This is a genomic window from Pseudomonas morbosilactucae (genome assembly GCF_023241715.1).
In the GTDB taxonomy this organism is placed as follows: Bacteria; Pseudomonadota; Gammaproteobacteria; order Pseudomonadales; family Pseudomonadaceae; genus Aquipseudomonas; species Aquipseudomonas morbosilactucae.
Window position 1 is genome coordinate 91,620 of record NZ_JALQCW010000023.1, and the last position, 11,036, is coordinate 102,655.

An 11,036-nucleotide genomic window follows, 5' to 3' on the forward strand; every position below is an offset into this window, starting at 1 on the left:
GGCTCTGGCGCCGTCTATCCAGCGGCGTTTGAGTCTTCCACTGCCGGGGGCCGGGCACCCAGCAACAGGGCTTGCTCCGCCTCGCAGAGGGCCACCAGGTAATCCCACACCACGCGCAAGCGCACCGACTTGTGCAGCTCGCGACGGGTACTGATCCAGTAGGCGCGCTGGATACTTTCAGTCGGCAGCAAGGGCACCAGCCCGGGGTCATCGGCCGCCATGTAGCACGGCAGCACGGCGATGCCTAGGCCGGAGCGCGCCGCCTCTTGCTGGGCAATCACGCTGGTGCTGCGAAACACCACCTGGGGGTTGCGGCAGAAGCTGTTGAGGAACATCAGCTCCGGGCTGAACAGCAGGTCATCGACGTAGCCGATCCAGTGATGCCGCCCCAGGTCCTCGCGGCTGTGCAAGGGCGGCGCGCGATCCAGATAGGCCGGGCTGGCGTAGAGCGCCAGGGAGTAGTCGGAGAGTTTGCGCGTCACCAGCATGTCCGCCGCCGGGCGTTCCAGGTGGATGCTGATTTCCGCCTCGCGGTTGAGGATGCTGACAAAGCGCGGTACCGCCACCAGTTCCACCTCCAGCCCCGGGTAACGCTGGAACAGGCCGTGAAAACGCGCGGCGAGAAACCTCACCCCCAGCCCCTCGGTGACCCCCACGCGGATCTTGCCCAGGGGGGCACTGGACTGGGTGATTTCTTCCTGGGCCAGCAAGGCGACGTTTTCCATGGCCTCGGCGTGCTTGAGCAACGCCTCGCCGGCCGGGGTCAACTCATAGCCCTGGGCGTGCTGGACAAACAGCGCGGTGCCCAGGCTCTTTTCGATGGCTTCGATGTGCCGGGCCACCGTGGTGTGGGTGGTCTTGAGCCGCTGCGCCGCAGTGAGCAGGCGGCCGCTGCGCTGCAACTCGAGAAAAAACCGCACATCGTTCCAGTCGAACATGCCTGTTCCTTTTGCCAGGGGGAAAGCACCAGAGGAGCCGTCCTGGGGGAAATCGAGCGCTGTTTAAAAACGCACAGCTGCTGCGTAAAAACTAACATTTTTTTAACGAAAGCTAACAACTAGGATGAACCGCAACAAGAACAACAATGAGGAGGTCATGGATGCTCCCTGTCCTGGAACCCTACGACTACATCGTGGTGGGCGCCGGCCCCGCTGGCTGCCTGCTGGCCAATCGGCTGTCCGCCAACCCCGCACACCGGGTGCTGCTGCTGGAAGCCGGTGGCCGCGACAACTACCCCTGGATCCACATTCCCGTCGGCTACCTGTTCTGCATCGGCAACCCCAGGACCGACTGGTGCTTCAAGACCGAAGCCGAACCCGGCCTGCAAGGGCGCAGCCTGAGCTACCCGCGGGGCAAGGTGCTGGGCGGCTGCTCCTCCATCAACGGCATGATCTACATGCGCGGCCAGGCCGGCGACTATGACGGCTGGGCCGACCAGGGCAACCCGGGTTGGAGCTGGCAAGACGTATTGCCGCTGTTCAAGAAAAGCGAAAATCACTTTGCCGGTGCCAGCCCCCTGCACGGCGCCGCCGGGGAATGGCGGGTGGAACGCCAGCGCCTGTCCTGGCCCATTCTCGACGCCTTCCGCAACGCCGCCGAACAGAGCGGCATCGCCCAGATCGATGACTTCAACGGCGGCGACAACGAGGGCTGCGGCTACTTCCAGGTCAACCAGAAAAGCGGCGTGCGCTGGAACGCCGCCAAGGCCTTTCTCAAGCCGATCCGCGAGCGCGCCAACCTCACCGTGTTGACCGACGTCGAGGTGCAACGAGTGCTGCTGGAAGACGGCCGCGCCAGTGCGGTCAACGCCCTGCATCAAGGCCGCCAGCAGAGCTTCAAGGCACGGCGGGAAATCATCCTCTGCGCCGGTTCGGTCGGCTCGCCCGGCATTCTCCAACGCTCCGGCATCGGCCCCGCGCCCTTGCTCAATCGTCTGGGCATCGGCGTGGCCCATGAGTTGCCGGGGGTCGGCGGCAACCTTCAGGACCACCTGCAATTGCGCCTGATCTACCAACTGGAAAATGCCCGCACCCTGAACCAGATCGCCGGCAGCCTGTGGGGCAAGATGGGCATGGGCCTGCGCTACCTGTATGACCGCAGCGGCCCGCTGTCCATGGCCCCCAGCCAGTTGGGGGCGTTCGCCCGGTCCGGCCCGGAACAGACCTCGGCCAACCTCGAATACCACGTGCAACCCCTGTCCCTGGAGCGCTTCGGCGAGCCGTTGCACAGCTTCCCGGCGTTTACCGCGTCGGTCTGCGACCTGCGCCCGCAGAGCCGCGGCCGGGTGGACATCCGCTCCCTGGACCCCACCGCGCCGCCGCTGATCCAGCCCAACTACCTGAGCCACCCCGAGGACCTGCGGGTCGCTGCCGACGCCATCCGCCTGACCCGGCGCATTGTTGCCGCACCGGCCCTGCAACGTTTCAAGCCCAAGGAGTACCTGCCCGGCGACGAATTGCGCAGCGAGGAACAACTGCATGAAGCGGCCGCACGCATCGGGACTACCATTTTCCATCCGGTGGGCACGTGCCGCATGGGGCAAGACGCCGAGGCCGTGGTGGATGCTCAACTGCGGGTCCACGGCATTCCGGGGCTGCGCGTCGCCGACGCCTCGATCATGCCGCGCATCACCTCTGGCAACACCTGCTCGCCGACCCTGATGATCGCCGAGAAAGCCGCCCAGATGATCCTGGCCAGCGAACCCAGGAGCACGGTGCAGAGCAAGGAGCCGGCAACCACGGTGTAAGCCTCCTTGCTGGCGCGGTTTTTTGTAGGAGCCGGCTTGCCGGCGATGGCGGCCATAAGAGCGCCATCACTGGCAAGCCCGCACCCAAAGAGGACGAAAACGAGGATTCATCCCGCGTGAGCGGTGGATATGCAACAACGGCGCCGGTGACGGTGTCGGCAGTGGAACAACAACAATAATCACTGTAAGGAAGCCCCCTATGTCAGAACACGCCCAGCCCCTGAACCCGTCACTGGCCGGCACCGCCGGCAAGGACAGTCAGAAAGTCATCTTCGCTTCGTCCCTCGGGACGGTGTTCGAGTGGTATGACTTTTTCCTCTACGGCGCCCTTGCGGCGGTGATCAGCAAGCAGTTCTTCGCCGGGGTCAACGACACCACGGCCTTTATCTTCGCCTTGATGGCCTTCGCCGCCGGTTTTGTGGTGCGCCCTTTCGGCGCCCTGGTGTTCGGCCGCCTGGGGGACATGATCGGGCGCAAGTACACCTTCCTGGTGACCATCGTGCTGATGGGCCTGGCCACTTTTGCCGTGGGCCTGTTGCCCAACTACGCCAGCATCGGCATCGCCGCACCGATCATCCTGGTGGTGCTGCGCATGCTCCAGGGCCTGGCCCTGGGCGGTGAATACGGCGGCGCCGCCACCTACGTGGCGGAACACGCGCCCATGGGCAAGCGCGGCTTTCACACCAGCTGGATCCAGTCCACCGCCACACTGGGGCTGCTGCTCTCGCTGCTGGTGGTGCTGGCGTGCCGCTACTTCACCGGCGATCAGTTCGACGTCTGGGGCTGGCGCCTGCCGTTCCTGTTGTCCATCGTCCTGCTGGGTATTTCCACCTGGATCCGCATGAGCCTGCACGAGTCGCCGGCCTTCCTGAAAATGAAAGAGGAAGGCAAGACCAGCAAGGCGCCGATCCGCGAGTCCTTCGGCAAATGGGAAAACCTCAAGGTGGTGCTGATCGCCCTGTTCAGCATCAACGCCGGGCAAGCGGTGACCTTCTACGCGGCGCAGTTCTATGTGCTGTTCTTCCTCACCCAGTTCCTCAAGATGGACCCGGCCCTGGCCAACAGCCTGCTGATCATCAGCGTGGTGATCGGCGCGCCGCTGTTCATTCTGTTCGGCTGGCTCTCGGACAAGGTCGGGCGCAAGCCGGTGCTGATGCTCGGCCTGCTGCTGGCGACGCTGCTGTACTTCCCGATCTTCAAGGCCCTGGCCCACTACGCCAACCCGGCCATCGACCAGGCCAGCCGCCAGGCCCCGATCACCGTGATCGCCGACCCGGCCACCTGCACCTTCCAGTTCGACCCGGTGGGCAAGGCGCGTTTCGACAGCCCCTGCGACAAGGTCAAGACCTTCCTGGTGAAACAGGGCCTGCCCTACAGCAGCAAGGCCGCACCCGCCGGCAGCGCGGTGCAGGTGACCGTGGGCGATGTGCAACTCGATGGCTTCGACGAGGCCGCCCTGCGTGGCGCCGTGACCCTGGCGGGCTACCCGCAATCGGCGGACGCGCAGAACGTCAACAAAACCATGGTGGTGGTCCTGATCGTCGCCCTGATCCTGATTGCCGCCATGTGTTACGGGCCACTGGCAGCGTTGATGGTGGAGCTGTTTCCGACACGCATCCGCTACACCTCGATGTCCCTGCCCTACCACATCGGCAACGGCTGGTTTGGCGGTTTCCTGCCGACCGTGTCTTTTGCCTTGGTGGTGTACACCGGGGATATTTTCTACGGCCTGTGGTACCCGGTGGTGATCACCGGGGTCAGCCTGATCGTGGGGATGATCTGCCTGCGTGAGACCAAGAACGTGGATATTGATCGCAATTGAGGCGGGGGCTTATCGCTGGCAAGCCAGCTCCTGCAGGTAGCCGCGGGGTGTGGCGTGCGCTGTTGTAGGAGCCGGCTTGCCGGCGATAGCCGTCTCAAGGCCTAGATGTTGTTGCAGCCTTTGGCGATGGAGTCTTCGTTGGAGGTGTAAGGCCGCGACGGTTCAAGGTTCCACTGGGGCTTGTTGCGGGCAATGTTGAAGTGGCAGACCAACTGCCGGCGCATGCTGCCCACGGTGCTGTCGCGGTTGTCCGGGTTGTTCTTCCATTGGGCATCCAGGTAATGGTCGACCGCCAATTCATTGAAGAAGTTGTTGGTCTGGTTGTCCTTGATGTTGCGCCCACAGTCAGTGGGCGTCACTTCCAGGGTCATGACATTGCGCCCAAAGCCCGGGTCATGCCGGTCGACCCAGGTCGCACTCTGCACGTAGCGCTCGCAGCTGTTCTTTTCGGTGATGGGGTAGATCACCTGCTTCTTGCTGTCGTAGGCAAAACTGGCGTCCTGCTGCGGCGTCTGCGGCAACTTCATATTGATCACCGGCAAGTACTGCTGCACCGCCTTGTACCACTGGATCTGGTTCAGGCGGGCCCCTTCCAGGCCAGGGTCCTCGGCGTAGAACAAGGCGAGGATCGAGGGCGATTTCGGCGGATTTTCTTCCCACTTGGCCAGGCGCAGTTCGTTCTGGGTGGTGAAGGATTCGGCAGAGATCTGCGCCATGGAGCGGATGCTCTGGTAGAACGCCGGCCCCGCTGCGCTGTTGCGTTCGTCCCGCACGTCAAAGGAACACTGGCGCGAATGGTCACCGCCGTTCTGCCGATAGTTGGCGCCCCACTGCTCGGCCGTGGTCACACCGATCTCGTGGCAATATTTTTCCACACTGCCCGGGGTGCGCCGGGAGTCGGTACAGCCTTGCTGCTGGCGATCGTCGGTGGCGGCATCGATGGGGAACGAGCACAGCACCGCATAATCCTGATGGTCCTTGGGGTTGCCGAAAATGGTGTCGAAGATAAAGCCGCTCTGCAGCCCGTACGCCAGCTTGCGGAACTTCGAGTCCTTGCGCAGGTAAGAGGCAGACACCCCGCCACTGGCCTGGCTTTTCGGGCTGACGCTGTAGAACTGGTAATCGGTCGAGGGCCAGGTGGCGCGGAACAGCACCCCGGAACAGAGGAACGCCGGCTTCGACGGGCCGCCACAGTCCTGGCGCGTGTCATTGTACAGCTGGTGGAGGCGGGCCACGGTATCGCTGCCCTGATCGGCCTGGGCAGTGCCCAGGCATGACAGACCGGCAAGGGCAATCGCCCAGGTGATGGGGGTTGGCTTGAGGTTCATGCTGAAACGTCCTTGTGGTGTGGAATCCTTGCCCAGCGCCGCTCCTGCCGCGCTGTTAATGCTCACAGGATAGAAGCGTCAAACGACTCTGCAGGATTTTTTTCCACCCTTCCCATGCGGACAGATCCGGTGGTCGGCCCCACCCGACGCTTGAATATTGCTCACGCTTGAGCCACTGTCTCGACGCACTTTTTTCTCAGACAGGGCCGTCTCATGCTGTTCATCGTTCCCGGAGTACTGGGCCTGGCCCTTGCGGTCATTCTCTGGCGCCGCCTGCGCGCCCTCACCGCCCTGCGTCGCGAAGCCCATATCCGCGAATTCGTCCTGCCGCCCCGGCTGTTCGAACCGCTGCGGGCCCAGCACCCGCACCTGAACCTCAAGGACTGCCAACTGGTGGCCCAGGGGCTGCGGCAGTTCTTCCTCGCGTACCTGAAAAGCGGCCAGCGCTACGTGTCGATGCCCTCCCAGGTGGCGGACGACCTGTGGCATGAGTTCATCCTGCACACCCGGGACTACGACGAATTCTGCCGCAAGGCCTTCGGCCAGTTCCTCCACCACACCCCGGCCGCCGTGCTCGGGCAGAACGCCAAGAAGCAGAGCGACATCGGCCTGCGCCGGGTCTGGTGGCACGCCTGCCATGAAGAGAACATCAACCCGGCCAATCCCAGCCGCCTGCCCCTGCTGTTCGCCCTGGACGCCAAGCTGAAAATCGCCAAGGGTTTCTTCTACGTCGCCGACTGCCAGGTGCCACGCCAAATCGGCGATAGCCACACCGGCAGCACCGTGGTGCATTGCGGCAGCGAGTTGTACAGCGACAGTTCGGACGGCGGCGCAAGCTTCGACAGCGACAGTTCCCGAGCCGACGGCGACTTCGGCAGCAGCGACAGCGGTGGCGATAGCAGCGGCTGTGGCGGCGGGGGATGCGGGGGTGGCGGCGGCGATTGAAGCGGCGCCATACCGCAGGCCTTGAAGACCGGTCGCGGCGCCCAAACGCGAACTAAGCTGTGGACAGCGCTGGCACGGGCCGGCGCAAGGCACCCCCTGCCCGCACAAGGAACACACCGATGAAAGCCCTCCTGCCTCTGCTCGTCCTCCTGCCCCTGTGCGGCATCGCCCAGGCCGCCGATATCCCATTGTTCAACGTCGACTGCCCGGGCAATATCGCGGTCAGCGCGGACCCGGGCGGCCCGGTGCTGATCAATGGCCAGGAAGCCAAGACCCGCTCGCTGGACGAGCATCGCTTCGAGGCCAAGGGCAATGACATCACCCTGTCGATCAGCGTCGCCGACGACGATTCGGTCAAAGTCACCTACACCGGCAAGCACGGCGCCAAGGGCCTTTGCGAAGCGGTGGATGACTGAGCCGCGCTCTATCCCCCTCTCCTGACGTTGCGAGTTTTCATGGACATTACCGGCATCCCCTTTGGCACCACCGACTGGTCGCAGATCGAAGCCACCAAGCACAGCGGCATCACCGGGACCGCCTACTGGCGGACCCAGAACTTCGCCGGCATTCGCGTGCGCATGGTGGAGTACAGCGCGGGCTACCTGGCCGATCACTGGTGCTCCAAGGGGCATATCCTGCTGTGCCTGGAAGGCGAATTGCACACCGAACTGGAAGACGGCCGGCAATTCGTGCTCAAGCCCGGCATGAGTTACCAGGTGGCAGACAACGCCGAGCCGCACCGCTCGTTCACCGAGGTCGGGGCGCGGCTGTTCGTGGTGGATTGAGGCTCGAGGGTGTCGCTGCACCCTGAAGTCGGCGTACCGCTGGCGCCCTAGAACAAGCCCATCTGGCCGCCAATCAAGGTGCTGAAGTCGTCCTGCACAAACGGCAGGATGGCATCGGCCACCGGCTGCAATTGCCGGGTCACGTAGTGGTCGTAGTCGATGGCAGCGCTGCGCACTTCCAAAGGCTCGGGGCCGGCCAGGGTGATCACGTAGTTGATCCAACCACCGTTCTGGTATTGCCGGGGCCGACCGTGGCGCTGGTTGTACTCGTCGGCCAGCCGCGCGGCACGCACATGGGGCGGTACATTGCGTTCGTAGTCGTCCAGGGGGCGGCGCAGGCGCTTGCGGTAGATCAGGCGCTCATCGAACTCACCGCTCAAGGTGCGGTGCACATAGTCGCGCACGTAGTCCTGATAGGGCTGGCGATGGAAGATCCGCTGGTACAGCTCCTGCTGGAACTGCCGGGCCAGGGGCGACCAGTCGGTGCGCACGGTTTCCAGGCCTTTGTAGACCATTTCATGGCTGCCGTCGGGACGGGCCACCAGCCCGGCGTAACGCTTCTTGCTGCCCTCCTCGGCGCCGCGAATGGTCGGCATCAAAAAGCGGCTGTAGTGGGTTTCGAACTGCAGCTCCAGGGCGCTCTCCAGGCCGTATTCATCCCGCAGGTGCTCACGCCACCACAGGTTGACCTGCTCCACCAGGGCACGGCCGATGCGGCTCGCGTCCTCTTCGCTGTGCAGGCCGCCCAGCCAGACAAAGGTGGAGTCGGTGTCGCCGTAAATCACCTGGTGCCCCTGAGCTTCGATCAACTGCCGAGTACGGCCCATGATTTCGTGGCCGCGCAGGGTGATGGACGAGGCCAGGCGTGGATCGAAGAAGCGGCAGCCGCTGGAACCCAGCACCCCGTAGAAGGCGTTCATGATGATTTTCAGGGCCTGGGACAGCGGCTGGTTACCGTCGCGCTTGGCCTGCTCGCGCCCTTCGGCCACCCGGCTGACGATGGCCGGCAGGCAATGCCGCAGACGCGAGAAACGCGCACCGCGAAAGCCCGGCACCGAGTCGCTGTCGGCCGGGTGGCGCAAGCCTTCCACCAGCCCCACCGGGTCGATGAGGAAACTGCGGATGATCGAGGGGTACAGGCTCTTGTAGTCCAGCACCAGCACCGACTCATAGAGCCCCGGGCGCGAGTCCATGACAAAACCGCCCGGGCTGGCCTGGGGCGGCAGCTCACCGAGGTTCGGCGCGACAAAACCCAGGCGGTGCATCAGCGGCATGTACAGGTGGGTGAAGGCCGCCACTGAACCGCCATTGCGATCGGCAGGCAGGCCGGTGACCGTGGCCCGCTCCAGAAGGAAGGTCAGCAATTGGGTCTTGGCGAAGATCCGCGTCACCAATTCGCAGTCCTTGAGGTTGTAGCGGGCCAAGGCCGGCTTGTCCTCGGCGAACATGCGGTTGATTTCGTCCATGCGCTGGTAGGGGTTGTCGATCGCCTTGCCCTCGCCGAGCAGGGTCTGGGCGACGTTTTCCAGGCTGAAGGACGGAAAGCTCCAGGTCGCCGAGCGCAGGGCCTCGATGCCGTCGATGATCAAGCGCCCCGCCGCCGCGGCAAAAAAGTGCGTGCGGCTGCCGTGTTCGCGCCACTGCATCTCCTCACCGCCACGCCCCAGCAACAGCGGCACCGCCAGGCGCCGGGCGTGTTCGTGGAGCACGCGCAAATCGAACTGCACCAGGTTCCAGCCAATGATGGCGTCGGGGTCGTGGCGCGCCATCCACTGGTTGAGGCGCTCCAGCAATTGCTCGCGGGAGGTGCAGAATTCCAGGTCGAAATCCACCGGTGTGTCGTCTTCCCGGGCACGCCCGAGCATGTACACCTGGCGCTGGCCACAGCCTTCCAAGGCAATGGAATACAACTCGCCGCGCTCGCTGGTTTCAATGTCCAGAGACACCAGCTTCAGGCTCGGCCGGTAGTCCGGCGCCGGCTTCATCTGCCCTTCGAGCAACAGACCGTGTTCATCCGCCTGGCCGCCAAACCACACCGGCGCGGTGATGAAGCGCTCCATCAAGTAACGTTCCGGCGGCCGCACATCGCCTTCGAGCACCTCGACACCGGCGCGGCGCAGGGTCTTGTCCAGGCGAATCAATTGATTGTGTTGCGGGCAATAGAGGCCCAGCACCGGGCGGTGCTGGAAGTCGCAGAGTTCCAGGGGGCGAAGTTCGGCGTCCGGGTCATCGGCAAGCAAACGGGTCGCGTGTTCGCGCTGTTCGGCCGGAACAAAGGCCACGGACGTCTGCAGCGGCAAGCGGATCTGCCGCGGCCCCTGATCGGTGGCCAGCCAGAATTCGACTTGCGTGCCTGCCGGCGTATCACGCCAGTGCCGGGTCAGGACGAAGCCCTGCTGTAAATCCACCGCTGCAACCTCAAGGAGCTGTTTCAAGGCGCCGATTCTACCCGTGATTGCCCGGCAACGGGCGTTCAACTGATAGCGCCGGAGGTTTTGTCAGACAATATGTAGTGCCTGAAAATTTTCACTACAAAACCGTTGACGGCAGGTTTTCACCCTTGCATGATGCAGACGTCTCCCCGATCGGGGGACACAAGCAAAGGTGTTATGAGCAAGCTCGTCTGACCGCCGAGCTGTGACCCGGATGTGTACTGCCCACAAGGCAGATTGATGAAACTGACCTGGCAAGATCGTCCAGTACAAGGACGGGAAGCTGGCGAAAACTCTTCAAGATGCTTGTGGCCGATGGCGGGAATATCGGCAGCTTCATCCAGGTTTACGCTGCTTCTCCTCGTTGTGACGCGCATCGCGTAGCAGTTAATCAATGCAACTACACGCATCAGGCTCTGGGCCTTATCTGTATCCGACAGACACCCTCTGTCGCCCTGTTTCCGGTATCAGGGTCCAACTTACCGATGTAGCAGCATGAATTAACGACTCAACTAGACAGATCGATAAATGGTCAAGGGGCTTATAAAATGAATCTGAACAACCAACCCACTATTGATGAACTGGCTCACCTCTTTGCTAAGCAGAAAGACAGCCTGGACAGCCATATTCTGTGGATAGCCAAGTCAGGTCAGGTGCACATCGACTGCCTGTCGCCCCACGCCCATGAACAAGAGTTCGACGAAAGCCAGCAAGACCTGGCGGCCCGACTGAAGATGTACCGTCGCGGCCAGGGTTATGTCGGCAAGAAGGCTGCAGCGGACAAAGACTTCATTGGACAGGTCCTGGAAACCCTGAAAACTGAATGGCAAGCACTGCAGAACAAGTCGGAAGTTCGGGTTATCGATCGCTTCTGTTAATTCAGCCACTCCCAAACAGCCACTAACGCGGTATTAAACAACGTTTGTTAAATAACCGAAGTTAATAAGCAGCCGTTAAAAAAAGGCCACCCTGTACAGG

9 protein-coding genes are annotated in these 11,036 nt (G+C 63.0%); 6 read left to right on the plus strand and 3 right to left on the minus strand.

What is annotated here, in order from left to right:
• Positions 1–14: 14 nt before the first annotated feature.
• Positions 15–938: a LysR family transcriptional regulator gene (locus M1B34_RS11525; protein ID WP_123331869.1), complete on the minus strand. Its 924-nt coding sequence runs from the start codon at positions 936–938 to the stop codon at positions 15–17.
• Between the two features lie 161 nt (positions 939–1,099).
• Here M1B34_RS11525 and M1B34_RS11530 point away from each other — a divergent pair, with 161 nt between their 5' ends.
• Both M1B34_RS11530 and M1B34_RS11535 read left to right on the plus strand, forming a co-directional pair.
• Entirely contained in the window at positions 1,100–2,746 is a 1,647-nt protein-coding gene (locus tag M1B34_RS11530) for a GMC family oxidoreductase (RefSeq protein WP_268265207.1), read from the plus strand.
• A 199-nt stretch (positions 2,747–2,945) separates the two neighbouring features.
• Complete coding sequence (locus tag M1B34_RS11535; protein WP_123331866.1) at positions 2,946–4,568, plus strand: MFS transporter; 1,623 nt, start codon at positions 2,946–2,948, stop codon at positions 4,566–4,568.
• 101 nt (positions 4,569–4,669) lie between these two features.
• On the opposite strand, the gene M1B34_RS11540 is transcribed toward M1B34_RS11535, so the two are convergent.
• Positions 4,670–5,896 (minus strand): DUF2599 domain-containing protein, encoded by a 1,227-nt coding sequence (locus M1B34_RS11540; RefSeq protein ID WP_268265208.1) that lies wholly within the window; start codon positions 5,894–5,896, stop codon positions 4,670–4,672.
• A gap of 213 nt (positions 5,897–6,109) precedes the next feature.
• Here M1B34_RS11540 and M1B34_RS11545 point away from each other — a divergent pair, with 213 nt between their 5' ends.
• The 3 genes from M1B34_RS11545 (at position 6,110) to M1B34_RS11555 (ending at position 7,626) form a co-directional block, all read left to right on the plus strand.
• Complete coding sequence (locus tag M1B34_RS11545; RefSeq protein ID WP_268265209.1) at positions 6,110–6,841, plus strand: glycine-rich domain-containing protein; 732 nt, start codon at positions 6,110–6,112, stop codon at positions 6,839–6,841.
• A gap of 119 nt (positions 6,842–6,960) precedes the next feature.
• The gene (locus M1B34_RS11550) at positions 6,961–7,257 is read left to right on the plus strand and encodes a hypothetical protein (protein ID WP_123331860.1); all 297 of its coding nucleotides are present in this window, start codon (positions 6,961–6,963) and stop codon (positions 7,255–7,257) included.
• Positions 7,258–7,296: 39 nt separating this feature from the next.
• Positions 7,297–7,626: a DHCW motif cupin fold protein gene (locus M1B34_RS11555; protein ID WP_268265210.1), complete on the plus strand. Its 330-nt coding sequence runs from the start codon at positions 7,297–7,299 to the stop codon at positions 7,624–7,626.
• Between the two features lie 47 nt (positions 7,627–7,673).
• Here M1B34_RS11555 and M1B34_RS11560 read toward each other — a convergent pair whose 3' ends face one another.
• Positions 7,674–10,034 carry a DNA polymerase II gene (locus tag M1B34_RS11560; protein ID WP_123331856.1) on the minus strand — a complete coding sequence of 787 codons (2,361 nt, stop codon included), beginning with the start codon at positions 10,032–10,034 and terminating at the stop codon, positions 7,674–7,676.
• Between the two features lie 572 nt (positions 10,035–10,606).
• Here M1B34_RS11560 and M1B34_RS11565 point away from each other — a divergent pair.
• Positions 10,607–10,936, plus strand: a complete 330-nt coding sequence (locus tag M1B34_RS11565) for a hypothetical protein (protein ID WP_123331854.1) — start codon at positions 10,607–10,609, stop codon at positions 10,934–10,936.
• Positions 10,937–11,036: the final 100 nt, after the last annotated feature.

Excerpts from the sequence above, each read along its gene's own strand:
- M1B34_RS11525 (WP_123331869.1), bottom strand. The coding sequence starts at position 938 with ATGTTCGACTGGAACGATGTGCGGTTTTTTCTCGAGTTGCAGCGCAGC.
- M1B34_RS11530 (WP_268265207.1), top strand. The coding sequence starts at position 1,100 with ATGCTCCCTGTCCTGGAACCCTACGACTACATCGTGGTGGGCGCCGGC.
- M1B34_RS11535 (WP_123331866.1), top strand. The coding sequence starts at position 2,946 with ATGTCAGAACACGCCCAGCCCCTGAACCCGTCACTGGCCGGCACCGCC.
- M1B34_RS11540 (WP_268265208.1), bottom strand. The coding sequence starts at position 5,896 with ATGAACCTCAAGCCAACCCCCATCACCTGGGCGATTGCCCTTGCCGGT.
- M1B34_RS11545 (WP_268265209.1), top strand. The coding sequence starts at position 6,110 with ATGCTGTTCATCGTTCCCGGAGTACTGGGCCTGGCCCTTGCGGTCATT.
- M1B34_RS11550 (WP_123331860.1), top strand. The coding sequence starts at position 6,961 with ATGAAAGCCCTCCTGCCTCTGCTCGTCCTCCTGCCCCTGTGCGGCATC.
- M1B34_RS11555 (WP_268265210.1), top strand. The coding sequence starts at position 7,297 with ATGGACATTACCGGCATCCCCTTTGGCACCACCGACTGGTCGCAGATC.
- M1B34_RS11565 (WP_123331854.1), top strand. The coding sequence starts at position 10,607 with ATGAATCTGAACAACCAACCCACTATTGATGAACTGGCTCACCTCTTT.